Genomic DNA, 24529 nt, shown 5'->3' on the forward strand with positions numbered 1-24529 from the left:
CAATTAAGAAGATGACATTTTTCGGGCGGCTCTCTAGACTGGCTGCTGCTGCGCTTGAATCTTCAACACGGACAAGAGGTTACAGATGCACCAGGGATGGTTGCTGATCGGATTGTCGCTCTCCTATCTGGGGCTGCTGTTTCTGATCGCCTACGTGGCGGACAAGAACAAACGTCGCCGTTTAAAGGGGCAGCCCCTGCTCTACAGCCTGTCGCTGGCGGTCTACTGCACCTCCTGGACCTTCTTCGGCACAGTGGGCCAGGCCAGCGAGTCGCCCTGGTCACCGGTGCCCATCTATCTGGGCCCCATGCTGGTGTTCCTGTTCGGCTGGCGCTTGCTGGCCCGCCTCATCCTGGTGGCCAAGCGCGAGCACATCACCTCCATCGCCGACTTCATAGCCGCCCGTTACGGCAAGTCCCAGCGTCTGGCCATGGTGATCGCGCTGATCGCCATCATGGGCATACTGCCGTACCTGGTGTTGCAGCTGAAAGCCATCGTTACCGGGCTGGATCTGCTGATGGCCAACTCTGCGCCTGCCGGCCCCACCGGCAATACCGCCGGGCTGGCCCTCGGAGTGGCCCTGCTGCTGGCGCTGTTCAGCATCCTGTTTGGCACCCGCCATCTGGACGCCACCGAGCACCACCGCGGCATGGTGGTGGCGATCGCCTTCGAATCCGTGGTCAAGCTGCTCGCCTTCATGGCTGTGGGGGGCTTTGCGCTCTGGCTTATCCTCAGTAAGCCGAGCCAGGCCCGCACCCTGGTGGCCAGCGACTTTCTCGATGCGGTGGTGGCGGTGACGCCGGGCAGCCTGCTGGAGCTCGCCATCTACACCCTGGTCGCCATGTGCGCCGTCATCTGCCTGCCGCGCCAGTTTCACGTGACCGTGGTGGAGAACAACCAGGGCCAGGATCTGCACTGGGCGCGCTGGCTGTTTCCGCTCTACTTGTTCGTGATGGGGCTGTTCATCTGGCCGCTGGCGCTGGCGGGCAAGCAGTGGGTGGGGGCCGGCATGGCCTCGGATACCTATGTGATCAGCCTGCCCATGTCGCTCGGTTTCGACGGCATGGCGCTGCTGGCGTTTCTTGGCGGCACCTCGGCGGCCACCGGCATGGTGATCGTCTGCACCATAGCGCTGGCCATCATGGTCAGCAACGATCTGGTGCTGCCGGTGCTGCTGCGCCGCTTCTGGCAGCAGGGGCGGGACGAGCGGCTGGTGCGCCTGCTGCTGCAGGTGCGCCGCGGCGCCATCCTGCTGATCCTGCTGGCGGCCTGGGGGCTCTACCTCTGGCTCGGGGATCTCACCAGCCTGTCGCGCATCGGATACCTGTCGTTCGGCGCGGTGGCCCAGTTCGCGCCGGCGCTGCTGCTCGGCCTCTACTGGCGGCATGGCAACCGCAAGGGGGTCTACCTCGGCCTCGCCCTCGGGGTGAGCCTCTGGTTCGCCACCTTGCTGGCGGAGAGCGGCCTGCTGGCCGGCTCGCCGCTGGCGGCCCTGCTGGCGCCGCCGGACTGGCCGGCGTTTCGGGATCTCAGCCTGGGGGCCTGGTGCATCTTCCTGAGCCTGTTGCTCAACCTCGTCGGCTACGTGGCGGGCTCCCTGTTGTCGCAGGCGGCGGTGAGCGAGCGGCTGCAGGCGGCCAACTTCGTCGGCAAGCCGAGCCGCGACACCACGGCGCTCTATCAGGCGCGGGTCTCGGTCAAGGAGCTGGAGATGCTGGCGGCCCGCTTCGTCGGCTCGAGTCGGGTCAAGCGCGCCTTCGGCCGCTTCGCCGGCGAGCGGGGTGGCACCCTGGCGCCCCAGATGCAGGCCTCCGCCGAGCTGATTGCCCACACCGAGCGGCTGCTGGCCGGGGTGTTCGGCACCTCGTCCGCCCGCCTGGTGCTGGCCTCGGCCCTGCAGGGGCGCAACATGCAGCTCGAAGAGATCGCCACCATAGTGGACGAGGCCTCCGACGTGTTTCGCTTCAACCGTGGCCTGCTGCAGGGGGCCATCGAACACATGGGGCAGGGGATCTCGGTGGTGGATCGGGAACTCAAGCTGGTGGCCTGGAACCGGCGTTACATCGAGCTGTTCCACTATCCGCCCGGTCTCATCCAGGTGGGTCGTCCCATCGAGGAGATCATCCGCTACAACGCCGAACAGGGGCTGTGCGGCCCGGGCGATGTCGAGGCCCACGTGGCGCGGCGGGTCGCCTTCATGCAGCGCGGCAGCCAGCACATCTCGGCGCGTGAGCGTCCCGATGGCCGGGTGATCGAGATGCAGGGCAACCCCATGCCGGCGGGCGGCTTCGTGATGACCTTTACCGACATCACCCCGTTTCGCGACGCCGAGCGGGTGCTGCGGGAGGCCAACGAACACCTGGAGGCGCGGGTGGCCGAGCGCACCCACGAGCTCTCCGAGCTCAACCGCCAGTTGCTGCTGGTGAACCAGCAGGTGGAGCGGGCCAACCACTCCAAGAGCCGCTTCCTGGCGGCGGTGAGCCACGATCTGACCCAGCCGCTCAACGCCGCCAAGCTGTTTACCTCCTCCCTGCTGGAGATGCTGCCACCGGCGGACGAGCCGGCCCGCATTGCCCGCCACATCGACGACGCGCTGGGGGCGACCGAGGATCTCATCACCGATCTGCTCGACATCTCGCGCCTCGAAGCGGGCAAGTTCAAGGCCAAGAAACTGGATTTCGCCCTGCGTGACGTGTTCGACAACCTCAAGGCGGAGTTCGGCGTGCTGGCGCAGGCGGGGGGGATCCAGTTCTCGGTGGTGGAGAGCGGTGTGGCGGTCTACAGCGACGTGCGCCTGCTGCGGCGGGTGCTGCAAAACTTCCTCACCAACGCCTTTCGCTACAACCCGGGCGGCCGGGTGCTGCTCGGCTGCCGCCGGCTCGGCGACAAGGTGCGCATCGAGGTGTGGGACAACGGCCCCGGCATTCCGGCCGACAAGCAGGAGGCGATCTTCGACGAGTTCTCCCGCCTCGATCACTCCCGCACCGCGCGAGAGCAGGGGCTGGGGCTCGGCCTTGCCATCGCTCGCGGCATCGCCCTGGTGCTCGGCCACAACCTGACCCTGCGCAGCTGGCCGGGGGCGGGCTCGGTGTTTGCCATCACCCTCAACCTGGCGACCCGTCCTGTCGCAACGACGCAGGTGGCGGCCCCCACCCAGCGCGACAGCCAGCTGGAGGGGATCCGGGTGCTCTGCATCGACAACGAGAGCGACATCCTGATCGCCATGCACTCCCTGCTGGGACGCTGGGGCTGCGAGGTGGTGTGTGCCCAGAGCCTGGCCCAGGCGGAGGATCTCATCGCCGGCGGCTTCCTGCCGCAGCTGGTGCTCTCCGATTACCATCTGGACGACGGCAAGACCGGGCTGCAGGCGCTGCACATGCTGCGCCTGGCCCACGGCAACCACATCGGCGGCATCATCATCAGTGCGGATCGCAAGAGCGAGCTGCAGGCGCAGATCCGCGAACACGGCTACGGCTACATCAGCAAACCGGTCAAGCCGCTCAAGCTGCGGGCGCTGATGAACAGCATCTTGCGGCCGGCCAAACTTGATGATGATCACGAAACCGGGAATTCGTCCGAATTTTAATCGACGGCCCCCAGCCAGCAAGATCGGCACTTTCTGACACAAAAAAGTGCCTTTTCTTCTCGTTTGAGGCTCATTTTCGATAAAAAGTGGTTTATTAATAACCGCTCGGGGGTTTGCCCTCCCTCCTTTGACTCCCTTATAGTCAGGTCGCGATTATTTTTGTCGCAAATCAAGTTGTGCAAAAGGCAAACCGGATGAAAGTCCGGGACGCAAAGCTTCCGGTCTAAGGGTCAGCAGTACCTAAGATAGCGGGGCCACCACAGGTTGTTTCGTCCATGGGCCAAGCCATGGTGCGATGTTGTCTGCGTTACCTGTCAGGTTGCGTTGCCTTTTTCGTTATCTATTCCAAGAACGAAATAAGGATATTCAACTATGTTAAGTCCAAAACCCTCCGTACTGGCGTTGTTGGTCGGGGGTCTGTGTGCCTCCTCCGCCTTCGCTGCCGCCCCCGGCAAACCCACCATCGGCTGGGGCGAAACCAAGTTCGCCATCGTCGAAGTGGATCAAGCCGCCACCTCCTACAACAAGCTGGTCAAGGTGCACGCCGATGGCGCGCCGGTCAGCGTGAGCTGGAACCTCTGGTCCGGTGATGTCGGCCAGACCGCCAAGGTACTGCTCGACGGCAAGGAGGTGTGGTCCGGCGCCGCGTCCGCCTCCGGCACCGCCAACTTCAAGGTCACCAAGGGGGGCCGCTACCAGATGCAGGTGGCCCTGTGCAACGCCGACGGCTGCACCCTCTCCGACAAGAAAGAGATCCTGGTGGCCGACACCGACGGCAGCCATCTGCTGCCGCTCAAGGCGCCGCTCAAGGAGAACAACAAGCCCTACGTCAACAAGACCGGCAAGGTGATGGGTGCCTACTACGTGGAGTGGGGGGTCTATGGTCGCAAGTTCACCGTGGACAAGATCCCGGCCCAGAACCTGACCCACATCCTCTACGGCTTCACCCCGATCTGCGGTGGCAACGGCATCAACGACAGCCTGAAAGAGATCTCCGGCAGCTTCGAGGCGCTGCAGCGCTCCTGTGCCGGCCGTGAGGACTTCAAGGTCTCCATCCACGATCCCTGGGCCGCCATCCAGATGGGGCAGGGCAATCTCACCGCCTATGACGAACCCTACAAGGGCAACTTCGGCAACCTGATGGCGCTCAAGAAGGCCTATCCTGACCTGAAGATCCTCCCCTCCATCGGTGGCTGGACCCTCTCCGATCCCTTCTTCTTCTTCGGTGACAAGACCAAGCGCGACACCTTCGTCGCCTCGGTGAAGGAGTATCTGCAGACCTGGAAATTCTTCGACGGGGTGGACATCGACTGGGAATTCCCGGGTGGTCTCGGGGCCAATCCCAACCTCGGCAGCCCCTCCGATGGCGAGACCTACGTGCTGCTGATGAAGGAGCTGCGCGCCATGCTCGACGAGCTGAGCGCAGAGACGGGCCGCACCTATGAGCTCACCTCCGCCATCAGCGCCGGCGGTGACAAGATTGCCAAGGTGGACTATCGCGCCGCCCAGCAATACATGAATCACATCTTCCTGATGAGCTACGACTTCAACGGCGCCTGGACCAACACCGGGCTGGGTCACCAGACCGCGCTCTACGAGTCGAGCTGGGATCCCAACACCAAGTACACCACCGACAAGGGGGTCAAGGCGCTGCTGGGTCAGGGCGTCGAGCCGGGCAAGGTGGTGGTGGGTGCCGCCATGTATGGTCGTGGCTGGACCGGCGTCAGCGGGTATCAGGGCAACAACCCCTTCACCGGCACCGCCACCGGCCCGATTGCGGGAACCGAAGCGGAAGGGATCTGGGAGAAGGGGGTCATCGACTACCGCGGCATCGCCAAGGGCAAGATGGCTGGCGACTGGCAGTACAGCTATGACGAAGTGGCCGAGGCTCCGTCCGTGTTCAAGGCTTCCACCGGCGAGCTCATCACCTTCGATGACGAGCGCTCGGTCAAGGCCAAGGGGCAGTACGTGCTGGCCAACCAGCTCGGCGGCATGTTCGCCTGGGAAATCGACGCCGACAACGGCGACATTCTCAACGCCATGCACGAGGGGCTGGGCCACGGCGATAGCACACCGCCGGTCAACAAGCCGCCGGTGGCCAACGCCGGCACCGATCTCGCGGTGACCGGACCGGCCCAGCTGGTGCTGGACGGTTCCTCTTCCCGCGATCCGGAAGGGGCGGTGCTGAGCTACAGCTGGGCCCAGATCTCCGGTCCCAAGGCGACCCTGAGCGATGCCACCCAGGCCAAGGCCAAGGTGAGCGTCGATGCGGTGAGCCAGGACGTCAATCTGGTGTTCGAGCTGACCGTGACCGATGACCACAACCTCAGCGCCAAGGATCAGGTGGTGGTGACCAACAAGGCGCCACAACCCAACCTGCCGCCGGTCGTCACGGTGCAGGACAAGGTCTCGGTGCAGGCTGGCAAGCAGGTGAGCATCACCGCCAGCGCCACCGACCCCAACGGCGACACCCTGAGCTATCAGTGGAGCGTGCCGGCCGGACTCACCGCCAGCGGTCAGAACAGCAAGACCCTGGTGGTGACGGGCCCCAGCGTCACCGTGGAGACCGGTTATGACCTCACCGTCACCGTGACCGACGGCGCCCTGGATGCCCAAGGCAAGACCCGCCTCACCGTGACCCCGGTCAGCGGTGGCGGCGACTGCAACGCCACCGATCCGGATGCCGCCAACTGGCCGGCCTGGAAGGCCTCGACCACCTACAACGGTGGCGAGAAGGTGAGCCACAACCAGCTGGTGTGGCAGGCCAAGTACTGGACCCAGGGCAATGAACCTAGCCGCACCGCCGATCAGTGGAAGCTGATAAGCCAGGTGCAGCTGGGCTGGGATGCCGGCGTCGCCTACAACGCCGGTGACGTGACCACCCACAACGGTCGCCAGTGGAAGGCCCAGTACTGGACCCGCGGCAACGAGCCGGGCAAGCACGACGTCTGGCAGGACATCGGCGCCGCCAGCTGCAAATAACCTCACCGTACAACCCATCGGGGCATGCTAGGCATGCCCCCTTTTTTCCCCATAACAACAAAGAGCACCACCATGACCACATGCACCACACGTCTTGCCTGCCTGATCGGCGCAGCCCTGGCAAGTGGCCCGCTGCTGGCCGCCGTTCAGCCACCCACCCCGCTGGTCTTTGACGCCACCCGGCCGCAGAACGATCTGCAGGGGGCGCTGCTGGCCGGCGTCCAGTTTGCCCAGAGCCAGATCCTGCCCGCCCACCCGCGGGAGGGGGACAACCAGCCCCGCCTCACCGCCCTGCGCAAGAGCCTGCTGCTGGTGCGCCCGCTGCAGGCCGGCAACCAGGTGCCGCTGGCTCTCGAGGCCCGCGACGGCGCCGGCAAGCTGCTTGGCAGCCTCATGCTGGATCCCCCCTCCCGCCTGCCCAAGACCGCCTACTACCTGGAAGGAACGCCGGAGGAGGGGGTCGACTTCACCCCGGGCCCCGGCACCAGTGCCGTCATCAACAGCAGCAGCGAGCTGGCCAGGCTGAGCGATCCGAGCGGCACCTTCCTGCTCGGCAAGTTGCAGCCCCATGCTCTAGTCGCCATCCAGACCGCCGATGGCCGCTGGGTGCGCGACATCCACCTGCCGCGCGACGCGAGCCTGGAGGGCAAGATGGTGCGCCTCGCCTCCAATGCCGGCTACAACTCCACCGTCTATTTCAGCGGCCGTCAGGTGACCCTCTCCCGTGGCCAGAGCCAGCAGTTCAAGTTCGTGCGCGGCCAGTGGATCCGCGATGGTGAGCTGGAAAACAACGGCATCACCTATGCCAGCGACGCCTGGAGCGCCGTGCTGCCGGCCGAGTGGATCATGCCCGGCCTCACCCTGCGCCTGAGCCAGGGGGATCTGAGCGGCGAGCTGACCGACCTCAAGGTGGGGGCGCCGGGGGAGCTGCTCATTCACACCATCGACATCGGCATGCTGACCAGCCCGCGCGACCAGTTCGCCTTTGCCAGGGATAAAGAGGCCCAGCGGGAGTACTTCCAGACCATTCCCGCCAGCCGGCTCATCGTCAGCCAGTATGCGCCGCTGCCGCTGCCGGAAGTGATGCTGCCGGATGGCACCCTGCTCACCGACTTTGATCCGAGCGAGGGGGGCTGGCACACCGGCACCATGCGCCAGCGCATCGGCAAGGAGCTCATCTCCCTTGGTATCGACAATGCCAACTACGGCATCAACAGCACCGCCGGGGAGGGGGAGAACAGCCATCCCTACGTGGTGGCCCAGCTGGTGGCCCACAACAGCCGTGGCAAGTACGCCAACGGGGTGCAGGTGCACGGCGGCTCCGGCGGGGGCGGCATCGTCACGCTCGACGATTCTCTGGGCAACGAGTTCAGCCACGAGGTGGGCCACAACTACGGTCTCGGCCACTACGTGGGCGGCTTTGCCGGCTCGGTGCACCGCAGCGCCGATCAGATCAATGCCACCTGGGGCTGGGATGGCGACAAGAACCGCTTCATCCCCAACTTCTTTGCGAGCCGCAGCGGCCAGAGCACCTGCCTCGACGGCCAGTGCCAGGCGCCGTTTGACGGCCGCAAGTTCGGCTTCGATGCCATGGCCGGCGGCGAGCCGCTCTCCGGCTTCAACCGCTTCACCCTCTACACCCCCAACTCGGCCGCCATCATCCAGCGCTTCCTCGAGAGCAAGGCGGTGTTCGACTCAGCATCCCCCACCGGCTTCAGCAAGTGGAACGAAAGCCAGGCCAGGATGGAGCCCTACCGCCACCGGGTCGATCTCGCCGAGCAGATCACCGCGCCGGTGAGCGATCTGGGAGAGGTCAAGCTGGCCGCCCTGCTGGCCGAGTACGATCTGGTCAAGGTGGCCATGTGGGATGGCAACTGGACCCGCAACATCCAGCTGCCGACCGCCTCGGCGGTCAATCGCGGCCGCATCGTCAGCATCGACCACAACGCCGGCTACAACAGCACCCTCTTCATCAACGGCCAGCAGATCACCGTCTCGCGCGGCTTCAAGAAGAGCTACCGCTCCGACGGTAGCCGCTGGAACGAGGGGGCGCCGACGGATCTGGCGGCTGATCGCAAGCCCGCCGCCTTCGGCGTGCCGGTGACCACCCTGGTCGGTTACTACGACCCGCAGGGTCAGTTGCCGAGCTACCTCTATCCGGCCCTGCACGGCGCCTACGGCTTTGCCTATGGCGATGACGGCGAGCGGCTCGGCAACAGTGACTGCCAGCTGCAGGTGGAGACCCGCGACGGCCTGCTGCGCTTCAAGCTGGCCAATCACCGGCTGAGCGCCAGCGTGATGAACAAGTTCCACATCAACGTGCCGAGTGCGAGTGAACCGCGCAGCGCCAGCGTGCTGTGCCGCAGCCAGTCACAGGCCGAGGCCCAGCTTGCTCCGGCCCCGGCCGGGCTTGGCTACGCGGTCAACGGCATGCCGCTGGCGGCGCGCTGAGTGCTTTTCTCCTTTCTCCTCGCGCAATGCGAGGTGCCACTGGCGGGGGCCAAGCCCCGCCTTTCATCAAGCAAGAGGTAAATATGATGACAAGAAAGTCCTCTGTGGCCACCCTGCTGGCCGGGCTCTGTCTGAGCGGTCAGCTGTGGGCCGCCAGCGCCTATGACATCAATCAGGGCTATGGCGGCGGCAGCCAGGTCAGTTTCAACGGCCAGATCTACGAGGCCAAATGGTATGCCAATCCGGGCCAGAGCCCGGGCGTGCAGGTCGCCAACGAGTGGGATTCTCCGTGGGCCCTGCTGGGGGCGGGTGAAGCGACGCCACCCGGTGACGGGGAGGGCATAGCCCCGCCCGCGCAGGGAGGCAGCGGCGCCGCTGACGGCAGCACCGTCTACCTGAGCCAGAGCGAGCTGGATGCCAGGGAGCATGCGCTCACCGACTTCCCGGCCATGACGGCGGTCAAGGCCTCCATCGCCACCCGCGACAATGCCGTGGTCGAGGCGGTGGCCCCCGGTTTGCCGCTCAACCCCGCCAACGTCAAACGGGTGGAAGGGCTGCTCAGCGAGTCGCAGTTCAACTTCCTGTTCCCGCTGCGGGCACCGGAGTACACCTATCGCGGTTTCCTGCAGGCGGTGGCCAAGTTCCCGGCCTTCTGCGGTGACTACAGCGACGGGCGCAACGCCGAGGCCATCTGCCGCAAGTCGCTGGCCACCATGTTCGCCCACTTCGCCCAGGAGACCGGTGGCCACGAGAGCTGGCGCCCCGAGCCCGAGTGGCGTCAGGGCCTGGTGTGGGTGCGGGAGATGGGCTGGACCGAGCAGATGCGCGGCGGCTACAACGCCGAGTGCCGGCCGGATGTGTGGCAGGGTCAGCAGTGGCCGTGCGGCAAGTTCGACAACGGCGAGTTCAAGAGCTACTTCGGTCGCGGTGCCAAGCAGCTGTCGTACAACTACAACTACGGCCCCTTCTCCGAGGCCATGTTCGGCACAGTGCGCACCCTGCTGGACAACCCGGAGAAAGTGGCGGACACCTGGCTCAACCTCGCCAGCGCCGTGTTCTTCTTCGTCTATCCGCAGCCGCCCAAGCCCTCCATGCTGCACGTGATCGACGGCACCTGGCAGCCCAACGCTCACGACCGGCAGAACGGCCTGGTGCCGGGCTTCGGGGTGACCACCCAGATCATCAACGGCGGGGTGGAGTGCGGCGGTGCAGCCGAGCATGCCCAGTCCCAGAACCGGATCACCTACTACCAGGCCCAGGCCCAGTATCTGGGCGTGCCGGTGCCTGCCGACGAGGTGCTCGGTTGCAAGAACATGAAGGTCTTTGACGAGGCCGGCGCCGGTGCCCTGCCCATCTACTGGGAGAACGACTGGAGCTATGTGCCGGGCAACCCCAACGGTGGCAAGAGCTACGCCTGCAAGCTGGTGGGCTACCAGACCCGCTTCAGCGCGTTCAAGGAGCGTGACTACAGCCGCTGCGTGCAGCACTTCTTCCCCGAGGTGGTGATCGAGGACAACGGAGGCGGCACCAACCTGCCGCCGGTGGCCAGCATCAGCGGCCCGAGCGAGGCGCTGGGCGGCGCCACCGTGCTGCTCTCCGGCCAGGGCTCGAGCGATCCGGAAGGCAAGCCCCTCAGCTACGCCTGGACCCTGCCTGCCGGGGCCAGCGCCTCGGATCTGACGCAGTCCACCCTGAGCGCCATCCTGCCGCCGACCCCGACCAGCGACACCCGCTACGGTTTCGTGCTCAAGGTGACTGACGACAAGGGGCTGAGCCGCAGCGCCACCCACGAGATCCTGATCAAGGGCAGTGGCGGCACCACGCCGCCGGATGGCAACCCGCCCTACAAGGAGGGCACCGCCTACCAGGCCGGTGACAAGGTGAGCAACCTGGGTGGCAATTACCAGTGCAAGCCCCATCCCTACAGCGGCTGGTGTGCCGGCGCGGCCTGGGCCTATGAGCCCGGCAAGGGCACGGCCTGGAGCGATGCCTGGATCAAGCTGTAACGACATATCCGCGCAATAAAAAAGGCCCGTCAGGGCCTTTTTTCATGGGGTGAGTGCGCTCACAGCGGCTTTTGCCACAGGCTCAGCAGCAGATCCTGCTCCAGCTCGTCCGGTCCCTGGTGGCTGAAGGCGTGGCGCTGCTCGCCGCTGGCGCGCCAGCCGAGGCGGCTGGTCTCCAGAATGAAGCTGCGCAGACCCTGGTCCATCTGCATGCTGAACTGGCAGCGCAGCTGACCCATGGGGTTGAGGCCGGCCAGGCTCGGCCAGCTCAGCGGGTGCTCCATGCTGACCGGGTTGAGGCTGACCCTCAGCTGCCACTGGTGGCGGGGGCCGGGTTGCAGGTAGAGCAGGTAGCCGCCCGGTGCCAGCCAGCTGACCAGCTGCTCGGTCTTGACCTTGAGATCGTTGACCAGCAGCAACTGGGCCGTGCCCGGCAGGATGGGGGCGCGGGCCGGATCGGCGATGACGAACTGAGCGTCCGGCTGCGCCTTGTTGGCGGCGAAGATGGTGTTCTTGGCGATGTCGACGCCGGCAAATTGCCAGCCCGGCAGGCGCTCGGCCAGGGTCCGGCAGTAGTAACCCTCGCCGCAGCCCAGGTGGATCAGCTCGCGCGGTTCGAGGGGGGCAAGCAGGCTGGCCATCGCCTCGACCAGCGGCAGCTGGTGGCCCTGCTCGAGGAAGTGGCGTTTGGCGCGCATCAGGGCGCGGCTGTCGCTGTCCTTGGGGTTCTTCTTGCCGGGGATGAGATCCAGATAGCCTTCCGGCGCGGGATCGAAGTGGTGCTTGTTGGCGCAGTAGACCCCGCGGGAGGCTTCATGAAGTTGCAGCGGGCTGCGACAGATAGGGCATTGCAGGTGCATAGGATTTCTCTTGGCGAAGGCCATGACGGCAGGGGCGTTCGGGATTATAGGGGAGACGATCAGAAAAGGCTGCCGTGGCAGCCTTTTTTATCCGGCGACCCAGTGCGGGGCCGCCAGTCGCGGGGATCAGCGAGTGCCGAACACCACTATGGTCTTGCCGTGGGCGGAGATCAGCTCCTGCTCTTCGAGCATCTTGAGGATCCGGCCGACGGTTTCACGGGAGCAGCCAACGATCTGGCCTATCTCCTGACGGGTGATCTTGATCTGCATGCCATCCGGGTGGGTCATGGCGTCCGGCTGCTTGGCCAGGTTCAGCAGGGTCTGGGCGATCCGGCCGGTCACGTCCAGGAAGGCGAGGTTGCCGACTTTCTGGCTGGTGTGCTGCAGGCGGGCCGCCATCTGGCCGGAGAGGCGCATCAGGATTTCCGGGTTGACCTGGATCAGCTGGCGGAACTTCTTGTAGGAGATCTCGGCCACTTCACAGGAACCTTTGGCACGCACCCAGGCGGAACGCTCCGGGTTTTCGCTCTCCTCGAACATCCCCATCTCGCCCAGGAAGTCGCCCTGGTTCAGATAGGAGAGGATCATCTCCTTGCCTTCATCGTCCTTGATCAAGACGGCCACAGTGCCCTTGACGATGTAGTAGAGGGTTTCCGCTTTCTCACCCGCGTGGATCAGGGTGCTCTTGGCGGGATACTTATGAATGTGGCAGTGCGACAAGAACCATTCCAGGGTGGGATCGCTTTGCGGTTTGCCAATGACCATGAGAATTCCTCTGTAGTGTCTTTTTATGGACTCGTGCGTCCGGGCAAGCTGCCAACCTTGCCATTCCTTGTATTAGTCGCAGTAGGATAAGAGCCTTTGTCTGTGCTGACAAGGCTTTGAGGGCTTTTGCCAGCTCCCCTTGGCAACCCCTGCTGCGTTCCGTTCGCCATTGTAGGGAAGATGGGGGCATCAGATGTTGATTTTGATCTAGTTAGTCAGGAAGTTCGTGAAAATGGCGGATATGTGCCGCTGTCGCGTCGTCTGCGGTATGCTATGTCAGTCAGATCTGTCGTCATCAAGAGGAAATGTGAAATGAAAGCCAAGGTCAGCTGGGTGGAAGGCATGCAGTTTGTGGGCGAGAGTGAGTCCGGTCACAAGGTGATCCTGGACGGTGCCAACCCCGGCGAAGGTGCCAGCCCGATGGAGATGATCCTGCTGGCGGTGGGCGGTTGCAGCTCGATCGACGTGGTCTCCATCCTGGAGAAAGCGCGTCAATCCGTGACCGCCTGCCATGTGGAGCTGGCCGGAGAGCGGGCTGACTCTGTGCCGCGGGTATTCGAGAAGATCCACCTCCACTTCGTGGTGACCGGCAAGGAGCTGGCCGAAAAGCAGGTGGCCCGCGCGGTGGATCTGTCGATGGAAAAATATTGTTCAGTTTCCCTGATGTTGGAAAAAGCGGTAGAAATTACCCATAGTTATCAAATTCTTGAAGCCTGATAGCAGTGGCTCTTCCGATCGAATAACACCATGACATAAGGAAAGTGCAATGAAAAAGATGATAGCGTTACTCCCCCTGCTGGGGCTGGCAGCCTGCAGCATGCCGCAACCGACCCAGTACCAGTACAGCCAGTATCAGTGCGGTGAGGAGTTGCTGGCCGTGACCTATGATGCCCAGGCCGACATGGTGCAGTTCCCCTATGCCGGGGTCTATCACAAGCTGGGCCGGGTCGAGGCGGAGTCCGGTGCCAAGTATTCCGACGGTGTGACCACCTTCTGGAATCAGGAGAAGCAGGCCATCCTCAGCCAGAAAGGGGTAACCCTGCTGACTTGCCAGCGCAAGTGATCGTCATGGTGTGATGGTAACGGCCTGCTCAATGCAGGCCGTTTTGCATATTGGGGGTCAGTGCGGCAGGGCGTTGAGCATCTTGGCGGCCAGTTGCTGGCTCAGTTGCTGACGCTCCCCTTCGGCGATGGCCACGTCGCTGGCCAGGGAGATGGCGCTGCTCCACACCGCCTGCTGGGTGCGCCGGTCGAGCAGCACGATGGCCAGGGTGCCCTTGCGGGCATCGGCCTTGGCCTGCCACCCAGGGGTCATGCCGAGGCGGGTGAAGATCTCGCCATCGCTCAGATCCTTGCTGCCGGCCACCCCGATGGCGACCCACACATCGGCCTCGTCGAGGGGCACGCTTTGCCACCCCTTGCGCCCCAGCTCCTGATTGACCGCCTGTTGCACCGGCTCCAGCCACCCCTCGGCGCTGTCGCCGGCATACTGGAACTGCTCGGCCAGCGCATAGCGCGGCGTCGCCCCGAATGGCCAGCTGGCCGCCGGGCGCACCACCATGGTGCCCGCTTCCAGGGTCGGCGCGGCCGGGCCGCTGCTGCAGCCACCCAGCAGGGCGGCCAATCCCACAGAGATAAACGCTAACCGCATCATCAGCTCCTTGGCTCAGGTGATCTTGCCGGTTTCAATCAGTTGCTGGATCAACGGGCGCAGGATCAGCTCCATCGCGAAGCCCATCTTGCCGCCCGGCACTACGATGGTGTTCATCCGTGACATGAAGGATCCGTCGATCATCGACAGCAGGTAGGGGAAATCCACCTGCTTGATGCCGCGAAACCGTATCACCAGCATACTCTCGTCCAGACTCGGGATCACCTTGGCGCTGAAGGGGTTGGAGGTATCCACCGTCGGCACCCGCTGGAAGTTGATGTGGGTGCGGGAGAACTGGGGGGTGATGAAGTTGATGTAGTCGTCCATGGAGCGGACGATGGAGTCGGTGACCGCCTCGCGGGAATGGCCGCGCTCCGAGGTATCGCGAATGAGCTTCTGGATCCACTCCAGGTTGACGATGGGCACCACCCCGATGAGGAAGTCCACGTGGCGGGCCACGTTGTGCTCATCGGTGACCACGCCGCCGTGCAGCCCTTCGTAGAACAGCAGGTCGGTGTCGCTCGGCAGGTTCTGCCAGGGGGTGAAGGTGCCCGGCATCTGGTTGAAGGGCACCGCCTCGTCGAAGCTGTGCAGGTAGCGGCGATACTGACCGCTGCCGTTCTGGCCGTACTCCTGAAAGAAGCTCTCCAGCAGGCCGAAGTCGTTGGCCTCGGGGCCGAAATAGCTGATGTGGCGCCCCTGTTCGCGCGCCTTGCGGATCGCCACGTCCATTTCCGGGCGGGTGTAGCGATGAAAACTGTCCCCTTCCACCACGGCCGCCTGATAACCGAGCTGATGAAACATGGAGCGAAAGGCGTTGGTGGAGGTGGAGGTGCCGGCTCCGGACGAACCGGTAACCGCAATGATGGGATGCTTTGCCGACATAGAATTCTCTCTTCCTTGGGAGTTCCGTTATAAAGGCATGTTCCGAGTGCGGTCAAGTGTGCGACCTGACAGTACCACCGCGCAACTGCTTCGCGGGCGTGCCAGCGTGCCTGCATCGGCGGCAGACGCAAAAAAGGGCCGCCGTGGCAGCTCTTGCGATCAATAAGAGAAAAACTAGCCGGCTTGCTTGGTGCCGGCCGCAGGCTTGATCCCCACCAGCACGGCCCCCAGCAGGATGAACAGCACCCCGAGCGCCTTGCCGGGCTCCAGCGGCTCGGCGAAGAGCGGGATGTTGACCGCCAGCAGGTAGACCAGCGCATAGCTGGTGCTGAGCAGGGGGTAGGCGATGTTGAGCGGGGTGGAGTGCAGCGCCGCCAGCCAGCAGAGCAGCGACAGGGCGTAGCAGCCCACCCCGGCCAGGATCACCAGCAGCGGCAGTGGATGGGCCAGCATCACGGCGAGATCCATCTGCCAGGTCGGCAGCTGGATCACCCCCCACTTCATGCCGAGCTGGGCCGCCGTCACCAGCAAGATGCTGCCGAGCACGTAGAGATACCCCTTCAGCGCCGCTCTTGCTGGGCTGGCCGGTCGTTGGCCCGCCTGCGGATGGTCATCGCTCATAGCAAGCCTCCCAGCAGCAGGGCGCCCACTATGATGGCCCCCACCCCCAGCCAGTTGTGGTAGCTGATCTGCTCGTGAAAGAACAGCCTGGAACCGACCAGCACCAGCACCAGATTGATGCTGAGCATGGGGTAGGCCATGCTGAGCGGCAGTCGCTGCAGCAGGTAGATCCAGAGCAGCATGCCACAGCCGAGCGCCGCCACGCTGGCGATGAGCCAGGGTGAGCGCAGCTTCTGCCAGTGGTTGCAGGGCCGGCGCTGCCAGCTGACGACCGCCTGCTTTTGCAGCATCTGGCCGCTGCAGGTCAGCAGGCACACCAGCAACAGCAGCAGGATGTCCATCACTGGGCTCCGTGGTAGATGAGCAGGGTCAGCCGGTGGCTGACGATGGTCTCGTCGGCGGGGGGCACGGGCCCGGTGTTGCCGTCGCGATCGGTCTTCATCAGCAGGGCCACCTGACCATTTTTACGTGCCTGTGCCAGCCAGGCCGGGAAGTCGGCGCGGGCCACGTAGCGCCCTGCTGCATCCGGGTAGCCGAGGCCGTAATGCACCTCGCCCTTGCTGTCGAACAGGTTGATCTCGCTGCGCCGGGTTTCCCAGGCGAGGGAGGAGGCCAGTCCGACGTCGTTGGCCAGCAGAGTCCCTGACTTCATCAGCACGGCCTGATTGGCCTCGATGAAGCGCTCCGGCAGCTTGGAGTCGATCAGCGATTGCGGCAGCGCCCAGGGCAGGCCGATGGCCAGCACCATGGGGCAGAGCGCGCTCAGGGTCCAGCGGCGGCTGACCTCCTTCAACTGGATGAAGCCGAGCAGACTCCAGCCGGCGAAGATGACCATGGCCACCGCTAGCGCACCGTGATCCTCCTCGCCATAGACGGCGTGGCTGGGGGCGAACGCCAGCACGGCCAGCACCACCAGGCAGATGAGGCCGAACAGGCCGTTCAGCCAGGCATTGACCCGCAAGGCCCGCTCTTTCCCCTCCTTGAGCAGGTCGACGGCGCTGGCGGCCATCAGCATGGCCAGCGGGGCGAAGCAGGGCAGGATGTAGGTGAGCAGCTTGCCCTTGGCAATGCTGAAGAACAGCAGGGGCAGGATCACCCAGGCCAGCAGGTAGAGGGTTTCCGGGCTCATCTTGCGCTCCTGCCAGCCTTTGCGCAGGGCGCCTGGCAACAGTCCGAGCCAGGGCAGGGTGCCGAGCAGCCCCATGGGCAGGTAGTACCAGAACGGCGCCTTGTGCTGGGCGTTGTCGGCGGCGAAGCGCTGGATGTGTTCAACCCAGAAGAAGTAGTGCCAGTAGTCCGGTTCGCGCAGGTGCACGGCGATGGCCCAGGGGGCGGCCAGCAGGACCGCGCTCAGGATGGCCAGCGGCCCGAAGCGCACCAGCTCGAGCAGGCGGCGCTGATAGATGACGTAGGGCACGATGACCACCACGGGCACCGCCAGGGCGATGAAGCCTTTGGTGAGAAAGCCCATGCCGCAGGCTAGGCCGAACAGCAGATAACCGCCGATCCGGCTGCCAAGGGAGCCCTCTTTGCGGATGATGTAGAAGCTCACCATGGCGGCGTTGAGCCAGAGTGTCACCATGGCGTCCAGCACGCTGTAGGTGCCGATGCCGTAGACGATCAGCAGCGACAGATAGATGAGCCCGGTCAGGAAAGCCTTGCGCCGGCACTGCCAGAGCTGCAGGGCAAACCAGCAGATCAGCAGGGCGCTGAGGCCGGTGGCGGCGGCCGAGGCGAAGCGCACGGCGAAGTTGGTGTCACCGAACAGCTGCTGGCTGATGCTGTTGAACCAGTAGCCGGCGATGGGTTTCTCGAAGTAGCGCAAGCCCAGGAAGTGGGGCACGACCCAGTCTCCGGTGCTCACCATCTCCCGGCTGATCTCGGCGTAGCGGTTTTCGTCCGGGCTCCAGAGCGGCCGCTGGTCGAGCGGCAGCAGGTAAAAGAAGAGAAAGAACAGGGGCAGGGCCCACTTGGTCAACGTCATGACATCCTCTGTTGCATGGTGTGATTAGCGCGATGGTTAGTCCTGCCACCCGAGGTGGCGTCATTCATCTCAGGCCTCGGCCTTGCAGCCGAGCCAGCCCTCCCGTCCGGGTAGGGTGCCGCGGACCAGCCGGCCGCTCGGCAGCGTGGTCGGGTCGGATGGTAACAGATCCCCGAGCGGCACGAAGCGGATGCCGCGCGCCCTGGCTTCGCCGAGCAGGGCATCGAACTGATCCGCCATCACGATCCCTTCCACTTCGGCGTGGATGGTGTAGACGTGGGGGCCCTGCGCCGGCGGGGTCGCCAGCTGCTCCAGCAGGAAACGGTTGAAACCGTCGACCGTGACCTGATGGCCCACCACCTCGTCGAAGGTGGGCAGGTTGACCGGGATCTGCGGGGTGCCGGGGCGGCCATCCTGCAGCAGGGGCCGAAACAGGCCGCTGCCGCGACAGTCGCTGTTGTAGCGAAAGCCGAACTGCTCCTTGGCCTGGGTAGTGAGCGGGTCGGCCCGCCAGCCGGCGGCGGCGGAGCAATCCACTTCGCGCCCCAGGATCTGGTTGAGCGCATCCACCCCGAGCCGGGTCTGACGAGTGAGCTCGGCTTCGTCCCAGCGGCCGGTGTTGGCCTGCCAGCTGTGGTGATCCCAGGCGTGCAGCCCTACCTCGTGACGGGCGCTGTCGGTGTCGCGCATCAGGGAGCCGAGCTGCTTGCCGATGGACTTGCCGGGCCAGGCGGTGCCGGCCAGCAATATGTCCAGCCCATAGAGGGATGCTGCGTTGGAGCGCAGCATCTTGAGCAGAAAGCGGGGTTTTAGCAGGCGCCACAAGTGGCGCCCCATGTTGTCCGGTCCGACCGAGAAGAAGAAGCTCCCTTTGACCTGATGCTTGTCGAGCAGTTGCAGCAGGCGGGGCACCCCGTCACGGGTCCCCCTGAAGGTATCGACGTCGATCCGCAGACCTACCTCAGTCATGCTCGACTCCCGTCGTGACCGCCCCTTGCAGGAAGAAGTCCAGGGTGTTGCCGATGGTCTCTTCCATCTCGATGGTCGGTTCCCAGCCCAGCAGGCGGCGGGCATTGGCGATGCTCGGCCGGCGGTGGGAGACGTCCTGATAGCCGTCGCCGTAGAAGGATTTGCTCTCCACCAGCTTGAAGCCGGCAAACGGCGGGAACTGGTCGCGCAGCGGGTGAGCCTCGAACTTGGCGAGCAGGATCTCGGCCATCTGCTGGATGCTGGCCTCGTTGTCCGGGTTGCCGATGTTGATGATCTGGCCGTCGCAGCGGTTTTCCTTGTTCTCGATGATGCGGAACAGGGCCTCGATGCCGTCCTCGATGTCGGTGAAGCAGCGCTTCTGGGCGCCGCCGTCCACCAGCTGGATCGGGGTGCCGTCCACCAGGTTGAGGATCAGCTGGGTGATGGCGCGGGAGCTGCCGATGCGGGCGGAGTCCAGGCTGTCCAGACGCGGCCCCATCCAGTTGAAGGGGCGGAACAGTGTGAAGTTGAGCCCCTCTTTCTTGCCGTAGGCCCAGATGACCCGATCCAGCAGCTGCTTGGAGACAGAGTAGATCCAGCGCTGCTTGTTGATGGGGCCGACGATGAGGCGGGAGCTGTCTTCATCGAAGCTGTGATCGTCGCACATCCCGTACACCTCGGAGGTGGAGGGGAAGATGATGCGTTTGTGGTATTTCACGCAGTAGCGGACGATCTTGAGGTTTTCCTCGAAGTCGAGCTCGAACACGCGCAGCGGGTTGCGGGTGTACTCGATGGGGGTGGCGATGGCCACCAGCGGCAGGATCACGTCGCACTTCTTGATGTGATACTCGATCCACTCGGTGTGGATGCTGATGTCTCCTTCCACGAAGTGGAAGTTGGGGTGACCGATGAAGCGGTCCACCGCGCTGGAGCCGATGTCGAGGCCATACACCTCGTAGCCGCCATCCTGGAGCAGGCGTTCGGTCAGGTGGTTGCCGATGAAGCCGTTGACGCCGAGGATCAGCACCCGGGTCAGCCGCGCCTTGCGCAGGGCATTGCTCGCCTTGGCACCGATCTTCATCCCTTCGACCAGCCCCAGTTCGCGGGCCAGCTGGGCGCCGCGCACATAGAGTCCGCCTTCGGCCTGACCGGCCACGATCTCCAGCACCCCTTCACCGCAGGCGATGCGCAGCGGCTCCTGGCTCAGGATGGTGCCCGGCTGCTTGTCGCTCTGCTGGGCCAGCCAGTGGCTCTTCCACACCGTCAGCTTGCGATCACCGGCGAAGCTGAAGGCGCCCGGGTAGGGCTGGGTGACGGCGCGCACTAGGTTGTGCAGTTCGCGGGCCGGGCGGTGCCAGTGCAGTTCGCCATCGGCCGGGGTGCGGCGGCCATAGTAGCTGGCCTTGCTCTCATCCTGCGGGGTGAGTCGGATGTCGCCGGCGCGCAGCTTGGGCAGCTCCTGCTCCAGCAGTGCCCGGGCGGCGAGGCGCACCTTGCCGTGCAGGGTCAGCGCTGTGTCGTCGTCGGCAATGGTCACCGCCTGCTGGGCGACGATGGCGCCGGCATCAGGCTTGGCGGTCATCTGATGCAGGGTGATGCCGGTCTCGGCCTCGCCGTTGACCAGGCACCAGTTGATGGGCGCGCGACCGCGGTAGGCGGGTAGCAGGGAGCCGTGCAGGTTGAAGGCGCCGACGGTCGGGATGTCGAGGATCGCCTGCTTGAGCATGTTGCGGTAGTAGAAGGAGAAGAAGGCCTGGGGCGCCAGCTCGCGAATGCGTTCAATCCAGAGCGGGTGGTTCACGTCCTCGGGGGAGTAGACCGGCAGGTTGTGCTCGGCGCAGAGCTGGGCGACCGAGCCGAAGAAGCGGTTCTCGCCCGGATCATCGGCGTGGGTGAAGACGGCCTGGATCTCGTAGCCTGCCTCGAGCAGGGCCTCGATGCCGGTGCAACCGATATCGTGATAAGCAAAGACGACGACTTTCATTGTTCAGCTTCCTGTTGCGAAGGGGTGGTGGCGCTGCGCACGATCTGGTGGATGAAGTAGCGGGGACGGGCGCGCACGTCGGTGTACATGCGGCCTATGTATTCTCCCAGCAGCCCCATACCCAGCAGCTGCACGCCGACAAAGGTGAAGAGAATGGCAAAGAGGGTGAAGACGCCATCGGCGGCCCAGTCGGCGCCCAGGATGAGGCGCATCAGGATCAGCAGGATGGAGAAGGTAAAGCCGATGCCCGCCACCACGCTGCCGACGATGCTGAGCAGACGCAGCGGGGTGGTGGTCATGCAGGTGATCAGGTCATACATCAGGTTGATGAGGTGCATCAGCCCGTATTTGGACTCGCCGTGGGCCCGCTCGGCGTGGCCCACTTCCAGCTCTATGGTGCGGCGGGCGAAGCTGTTGGCCAGGATGGGGATGAAGGTGCTGCGCTCCTGGCAGCAGAGCATGGCGTCGATGATGTGACGGCGGTAGGCACGCAGCATGCAGCCGTAGTCGCTCATGTGCACACCGGTGGCCTTTTGCACCGACTTGTTGATGAGTTTGGAGGCGGTCTTGCGAAACCAGGAGTCCTGGCGGTTGCGGCGCATGGTGCCCACCACGTCGTAGCCCTGCATGGCGGCTTCCACCAGGCGGGGGATCTCCTCCGGCGGGTTCTGCAGGTCCGCATCCAGGGTGATCACCAGATCCCCCTTGGCGGTCTCGAAGCCGGCCATGATGGCGGCGTGCTGACCGTAGTTGCGGTTGAGCAGCACCCCGACCAGCTTGCTGCCCTCACCGGCGGCGGCGTCTCTGATGAGCTCAGTGGAGCCGTCGTGGCTGCCGTCATCGATCAGGATCACCTCGTAATCCTGTGACAGCTGATCGCAGGCGGCGGTGACCCGGCTCAGCAGCGCGGGCAGGCTGGCCTCCTCGTTGTAGACGGGGATGACCACCGAAACCAGCTTGATGTCAGTGTTGTTCACGTTGCATTACTCCAATATGTCGATAAGGGCCGCAACCACGCGGTCGACGTCGGCCAGCGTCATGTCCGGGAAGAGTGGCAGGGTGCACAGGCGTGACGAGTTCCACTCGGTATGAGGCAGGCTGAGGGTCGGGTAGCGTTCGCGGTAGTATTTCTGGGTATGGGCTGCCCGAAAGTGCAGACCGGTCCCGATGCCGCGCTCGTGTAGTGCCTGCATCAGCTGATCCCGGTCGAGCCCGCAGCGATCCGGGTCGACCCGTACCATGAACAGGTGCCAGGCGTGCAGGTGGGGGTAGCCCGGCACGGCGAGCTGCGCCAGCGGCAGGCCGGCCAGCCGCTCCTGGTAGCGGGCCACCAGTTCGGCCCGCTTGGCGTTGAGCTCGGGCAGGCGCGCCAGCTGCACCAGGGCGATGGCGGCGTTGATGTCGGCCAGGTTGTATTTGAAGCCCGGGGTGATCACCTCCGCCTGCGGCTTGCGGCCCAGGCTCATGCGATCAAATGCATCCACTCCCAGGCCGTGGAATTTGAGCATCCGAACCTTGTCCGCCAATGCCTTGTCGTCGGTCACCAGCATGCCCCCTTCGGCGCAGGTCAGGTTCTTGATGGCATGGAAGGAGAAGATGGCGGTACCGCTGGCGCCAATCCAGCGCTCCCGGTAGCGGGTGCCGACCGCGTGGGCGGCATCCTCGATGACCGCAATGCCGTGCTGGCCGGCCAGCGCCAGGATCGGATCCAGATCGACCGGGGCACCGGCGTAGTGGACCGGGATGATGGCTTTGGTGTTGGCGGTGATGAGCGGCGCGATCAGCTCGGCGCTGGTCATCAGGGTATCCGGGTCCACGTCGACGAAGACTGGCTCGGCCCCCAGCAGGGTGATGATGTTGATAGTGGAGACCCAGGTCTGGGAGGGGGTGATCACCTCATCCCCCGGGCCTATGCCCAGCGCCAGCAGGGTGACGTGCATGCCAGCGGTAGCGGAGCAGAGTGCGACCGCGTGCTGGCAGCCGAATGTGTCGCAGAATTGTTGTTCCAGTTCATGATTCTTCGGGCCCGTGGTGATCCAGCCCGATTTCAATACGTCACAGACAGCACTTATCTCGGCATCACCGATGGCGGGCCTCGAAAATGGCAGAAAATCTTGCATAAGAGATCCAATGAAGAATATTAATCAGCGCCCATTAAGTTGGGCTCCCCCAGACTGTTTTACTCAACATACGGATATAAAAGCGGGCCTGCAATGGTCCAGAAACAGCTGGTAACAATTAACTGGTGTGGTCATCTTAGGTAATGTGATAAATATTTATAATCCCCCCAACCCTTGTTTTTCCAAATTACATTTTCTCTGACATTTTGGTTGTATCAATATGAACATTACTGTATTTGGAAGTGGCTACGTGGGCCTGGTTCAGGCCACCGTACTGGCCGACGTCGGTCATCAGGTTATCTGTGTCGATGTCGATGAACAGAAGGTGGCAGCCCTGATGGATGGCCAGGTGCCCATCTATGAACCCGGTCTCGACACCCTGCTGCAGCGCAACATCAAGAGCGGCTCCCTGGTGTTCACCACGGACGCCGTGCTGGCCGTCAAACACGGCGATGTGCAGTTTCTAGCGGTAGGCACGCCACCGGGGGAGGATGGTTCCGCCGATCTGAGCCACGTGCTGACGGTGGCCGAGACCATCGCCCAGTATCGCGATCGGCCCGTCATCATCGTCAACAAGTCGACCGTGCCGGTGGGCACCGCCGACAAGGTGACCGCCAGGGTCAACGCCATCCTGCAGCAGCGGGATCAGTCGTTCACCTTCGACGTGGTCTCCAACCCCGAATTTCTGAAAGAGGGCTCCGCCATCCAGGATTGCCTGCGGCCGGATCGCATCGTGGTGGGCACAGCCAACGAGGCTTCCCGCCAGCTGATGCGCGAGCTCTACGAGCCGTTCAACCGCAACCATGACCGTATCCTGTTCATGGATGTGCGCAGCGCCGAACTGACCAAGTACGCCGCCAACTGCATGCTGGCCACCAAGATAAGCTTCATCAACGAGATGGCCGGGCTGGCCGAGCGGGTCGGCGCCGACATCGAGATGGTGCGCCAGGGGATAGGCTCGGATCAGCGCATCGGCTATCAGTTCATCTACCCGGGTTGCGGCTATGGCGGCTCCTGTTTTCCCAAGGATGTCAAAGCCTTGCTGGCCACGGCCCAGGAGCTGGAGTACGACACGCCGCTGATCCGGGCGGTGGAGCGAGTCAACGAATTGCAAAAATCGCGGCTGTTTCAGCTGCTGTCAGCGTTCTTCCACGCCGAAGGGGAGACCCTGGCCGGCAAGACCATCGCCCTGTGGGGGCTGGCGTTCAAGCCCAACACCGACGACATGCGCGAGGCGCCGAGCCGGGCCTTGATGGAGGCGTTGTGGCAGGCCGGGGCAACCGTGCAGGCCTACGATCCCGAGGCGATGCAGGAGGCCCAGCAGATCTACGGCAACTGTGACAAGCTGCGGCTGATGGGCACCAAGGAGGCGGCGCTGTTTGGTGCGGATGCCCTGGTGATCTGCACCGAGTGGAACCACTTCAAGGCCCCCAATTTTGCTGCCATCAAGCAGGCGTTGCGTTATCCGCTGATCGTCGATGGCCGCAACCTGTTTGATCCGGGCCGGATGAAAGATCATGGTTTTCATTACTACGCCATCGGGCGGGGCGAGTCGGTAATGAAATAAAAAGACCATGCCACGCTGCCGCCATGTTTCAGTGCAATGACAGCGCGGCATCTTTTCACGCTGAACAAGATTATTTCCGTCACTATTGTCGGTGAGCG

At 64.2% G+C, this 24529-nt stretch carries 18 protein-coding genes and 1 riboswitch; of the genes, 7 read left to right on the plus strand and 11 right to left on the minus strand.

Going from position 1 to position 24529, the window contains the following annotated elements; genetic code table 11:
* Window positions 1-85: 85 nt before the first annotated feature.
* From R2E40_RS04915 to R2E40_RS04930, 4 genes are all read left to right on the plus strand, one after another.
* A complete protein-coding gene (locus tag R2E40_RS04915) occupies window positions 86-3586 on the plus strand; it encodes a PAS domain-containing hybrid sensor histidine kinase/response regulator (protein ID WP_318164894.1) in 3501 nt (1166 codons plus the stop codon).
* Between the two features lie 174 nt (window positions 3587-3760).
* Window positions 3761-3848, plus strand: a riboswitch (cyclic di-GMP riboswitch).
* A gap of 110 nt (window positions 3849-3958) precedes the next feature.
* Entirely contained in the window at window positions 3959-6568 is a 2610-nt protein-coding gene (locus R2E40_RS04920) for a glycosyl hydrolase family 18 protein (RefSeq protein ID WP_045528121.1), read from the plus strand.
* Window positions 6569-6640: 72 nt separating this feature from the next.
* Window positions 6641-9019: a M66 family metalloprotease gene (locus tag R2E40_RS04925; RefSeq protein ID WP_318164895.1), complete on the plus strand. Its 2379-nt coding sequence runs from the start codon at window positions 6641-6643 to the stop codon at window positions 9017-9019.
* An 83-nt stretch (window positions 9020-9102) separates the two neighbouring features.
* Entirely contained in the window at window positions 9103-11025 is a 1923-nt protein-coding gene (locus tag R2E40_RS04930; protein ID WP_318164896.1) for a glycoside hydrolase family 19 protein, read from the plus strand.
* Window positions 11026-11084: 59 nt separating this feature from the next.
* Here R2E40_RS04930 and R2E40_RS04935 read toward each other — a convergent pair whose 3' ends face one another.
* Together R2E40_RS04935 and crp are read right to left on the minus strand one after the other, a co-directional pair.
* Window positions 11085-11885 carry a putative RNA methyltransferase gene (locus tag R2E40_RS04935; protein WP_016349707.1) on the minus strand — a complete coding sequence of 267 codons (801 nt, stop codon included), beginning with the start codon at window positions 11883-11885 and terminating at the stop codon, window positions 11085-11087.
* Window positions 11886-12011: 126 nt separating this feature from the next.
* Complete coding sequence (crp, locus tag R2E40_RS04940) at window positions 12012-12650, minus strand: cAMP-activated global transcriptional regulator CRP (protein WP_011704916.1); 639 nt, start codon at window positions 12648-12650, stop codon at window positions 12012-12014.
* A 312-nt stretch (window positions 12651-12962) separates the two neighbouring features.
* Between crp and R2E40_RS04945 the strand changes: the two genes are divergently transcribed.
* Together R2E40_RS04945 and R2E40_RS04950 are read left to right on the plus strand one after the other, a co-directional pair.
* Complete coding sequence (locus R2E40_RS04945; protein WP_043159607.1) at window positions 12963-13367, plus strand: OsmC family protein; 405 nt, start codon at window positions 12963-12965, stop codon at window positions 13365-13367.
* 49 nt (window positions 13368-13416) lie between these two features.
* Window positions 13417-13713 (plus strand): MliC family protein, encoded by a 297-nt coding sequence (locus R2E40_RS04950; protein ID WP_011704918.1) that lies wholly within the window; start codon window positions 13417-13419, stop codon window positions 13711-13713.
* A 57-nt stretch (window positions 13714-13770) separates the two neighbouring features.
* Here R2E40_RS04950 and R2E40_RS04955 read toward each other — a convergent pair whose 3' ends face one another.
* The 9 genes from R2E40_RS04955 to arnB form a co-directional block, all read right to left on the minus strand.
* Complete coding sequence (locus R2E40_RS04955) at window positions 13771-14301, minus strand: DUF4136 domain-containing protein (RefSeq protein ID WP_318164897.1); 531 nt, start codon at window positions 14299-14301, stop codon at window positions 13771-13773.
* 15 nt (window positions 14302-14316) lie between these two features.
* Window positions 14317-15186 (minus strand): phosphoribulokinase, encoded by an 870-nt coding sequence (locus R2E40_RS04960; protein WP_011704920.1) that lies wholly within the window; start codon window positions 15184-15186, stop codon window positions 14317-14319.
* Between the two features lie 174 nt (window positions 15187-15360).
* Complete coding sequence (gene arnF, locus R2E40_RS04965) at window positions 15361-15807, minus strand: 4-amino-4-deoxy-L-arabinose-phosphoundecaprenol flippase subunit ArnF (protein WP_103828237.1); 447 nt, start codon at window positions 15805-15807, stop codon at window positions 15361-15363.
* Window positions 15804-16148, minus strand: a complete 345-nt coding sequence (locus tag R2E40_RS04970; protein ID WP_024944371.1) for an EamA family transporter — start codon at window positions 16146-16148, stop codon at window positions 15804-15806. The genes arnF and R2E40_RS04970 overlap by 4 nt, the downstream gene beginning before the upstream one ends.
* The gene (gene arnT, locus R2E40_RS04975) at window positions 16148-17791 is read right to left on the minus strand and encodes a lipid IV(A) 4-amino-4-deoxy-L-arabinosyltransferase (protein WP_318164898.1); all 1644 of its coding nucleotides are present in this window, start codon (window positions 17789-17791) and stop codon (window positions 16148-16150) included. Before arnT ends, R2E40_RS04970 begins: the two co-directional genes overlap by 1 nt.
* Before the next feature lie 69 nt (window positions 17792-17860).
* Window positions 17861-18760: a 4-deoxy-4-formamido-L-arabinose-phosphoundecaprenol deformylase gene (arnD, locus tag R2E40_RS04980; protein WP_318164899.1), complete on the minus strand. Its 900-nt coding sequence runs from the start codon at window positions 18758-18760 to the stop codon at window positions 17861-17863.
* On the minus strand, window positions 18753-20744 hold the full coding sequence (gene arnA, locus R2E40_RS04985; protein ID WP_318164900.1) for a bifunctional UDP-4-amino-4-deoxy-L-arabinose formyltransferase/UDP-glucuronic acid oxidase ArnA: 1992 nt from the start codon (window positions 20742-20744) through the stop codon (window positions 18753-18755). Before arnA ends, arnD begins: the two co-directional genes overlap by 8 nt.
* Entirely contained in the window at window positions 20741-21721 is a 981-nt protein-coding gene (arnC, locus tag R2E40_RS04990) for an undecaprenyl-phosphate 4-deoxy-4-formamido-L-arabinose transferase (RefSeq protein WP_318164901.1), read from the minus strand. The genes arnA and arnC overlap by 4 nt, the downstream gene beginning before the upstream one ends.
* Before the next feature lie 6 nt (window positions 21722-21727).
* Complete coding sequence (gene arnB, locus R2E40_RS04995) at window positions 21728-22864, minus strand: UDP-4-amino-4-deoxy-L-arabinose aminotransferase (protein WP_318164902.1); 1137 nt, start codon at window positions 22862-22864, stop codon at window positions 21728-21730.
* Between the two features lie 220 nt (window positions 22865-23084).
* Here arnB and R2E40_RS05000 point away from each other — a divergent pair, with 220 nt between their 5' ends.
* Window positions 23085-24431, plus strand: coding sequence for a UDP-glucose/GDP-mannose dehydrogenase family protein (locus R2E40_RS05000; protein ID WP_318164903.1), 1347 nt, complete (start codon window positions 23085-23087; stop codon window positions 24429-24431).
* The last annotated feature ends 98 nt before the right edge of the window (window positions 24432-24529 follow it).

Source organism: Aeromonas sp. CD (assembly GCF_033349375.1).
GTDB classification, from domain to species: Bacteria; Pseudomonadota; Gammaproteobacteria; order Enterobacterales; family Aeromonadaceae; genus Aeromonas; species Aeromonas hydrophila.

Coding starts and splice junctions, on each gene's coding strand:
- R2E40_RS04915 (WP_318164894.1), top strand. CDS start 86: ATGCACCAGGGATGGTTGCTGATCGGATTGTCGCTCTCCTATCTGGGG.
- R2E40_RS04920 (WP_045528121.1), top strand. CDS start 3,959: ATGTTAAGTCCAAAACCCTCCGTACTGGCGTTGTTGGTCGGGGGTCTG.
- R2E40_RS04925 (WP_318164895.1), top strand. CDS start 6,641: ATGACCACATGCACCACACGTCTTGCCTGCCTGATCGGCGCAGCCCTG.
- R2E40_RS04930 (WP_318164896.1), top strand. CDS start 9,103: ATGATGACAAGAAAGTCCTCTGTGGCCACCCTGCTGGCCGGGCTCTGT.
- R2E40_RS04935 (WP_016349707.1), bottom strand. CDS start 11,885: ATGCACCTGCAATGCCCTATCTGTCGCAGCCCGCTGCAACTTCATGAA.
- crp (WP_011704916.1), bottom strand. CDS start 12,650: ATGGTCATTGGCAAACCGCAAAGCGATCCCACCCTGGAATGGTTCTTG.
- R2E40_RS04945 (WP_043159607.1), top strand. CDS start 12,963: ATGAAAGCCAAGGTCAGCTGGGTGGAAGGCATGCAGTTTGTGGGCGAG.
- R2E40_RS04950 (WP_011704918.1), top strand. CDS start 13,417: ATGAAAAAGATGATAGCGTTACTCCCCCTGCTGGGGCTGGCAGCCTGC.
- R2E40_RS04955 (WP_318164897.1), bottom strand. CDS start 14,301: ATGCGGTTAGCGTTTATCTCTGTGGGATTGGCCGCCCTGCTGGGTGGC.
- R2E40_RS04960 (WP_011704920.1), bottom strand. CDS start 15,186: ATGTCGGCAAAGCATCCCATCATTGCGGTTACCGGTTCGTCCGGAGCC.
- arnF (WP_103828237.1), bottom strand. CDS start 15,807: ATGAGCGATGACCATCCGCAGGCGGGCCAACGACCGGCCAGCCCAGCA.
- R2E40_RS04970 (WP_024944371.1), bottom strand. CDS start 16,148: ATGGACATCCTGCTGCTGTTGCTGGTGTGCCTGCTGACCTGCAGCGGC.
- arnT (WP_318164898.1), bottom strand. CDS start 17,791: ATGACGTTGACCAAGTGGGCCCTGCCCCTGTTCTTTCTCTTCTTTTAC.
- arnD (WP_318164899.1), bottom strand. CDS start 18,760: ATGACTGAGGTAGGTCTGCGGATCGACGTCGATACCTTCAGGGGGACC.
- arnA (WP_318164900.1), bottom strand. CDS start 20,744: ATGAAAGTCGTCGTCTTTGCTTATCACGATATCGGTTGCACCGGCATC.
- arnB (WP_318164902.1), bottom strand. CDS start 22,864: ATGCAAGATTTTCTGCCATTTTCGAGGCCCGCCATCGGTGATGCCGAG.
- R2E40_RS05000 (WP_318164903.1), top strand. CDS start 23,085: ATGAACATTACTGTATTTGGAAGTGGCTACGTGGGCCTGGTTCAGGCC.